This is a genomic window from Aeromonas sp. 62-46 (assembly GCF_001898585.1).
GTDB classification, from domain to species: domain Bacteria; phylum Pseudomonadota; class Gammaproteobacteria; order Enterobacterales; family Aeromonadaceae; genus Aeromonas; species Aeromonas caviae.
Map to the genome: position 1 here is coordinate 123707 of NZ_MKUI01000019.1, position 414 is coordinate 124120.

Below are 414 nucleotides of genomic sequence, written 5' to 3' on the forward strand. Positions count from 1 at the left end.
TCTACTGCCTCTACTGCCTCTACTGCCTCTACTGCCTCTACTGCCTCTACTGCCTCTACTGCCTCTACTGCCTTACTTTGTAAGTGAGCGATGATTCTTCAATAGTCTCTATGATTAAGTCTTTATCTCTGCCTGAACGACAGCGGTTCGTGTTACATAGCCCAGAGTGGGGCAATGTCATTGTTCATCTGGCGTATTAAGCAGGCCGCGAGTCATGGCGTGTGGCTGTTATAGTGCCGTTGAAGGCTTGTTTCTGTGGATAAGTTTGTATAAAAGCTGTGCTTGGATATGAATAACTAAAAAAGTGCCGATTTTTGCAATTTTATTGCAGGGGAGGGGTTGCCAGAACGAATTCGCTCCCTATAATGCGCCTCCATCGACAGGGCAAGCGGCAACGCAAACAAGCCAGTCGGT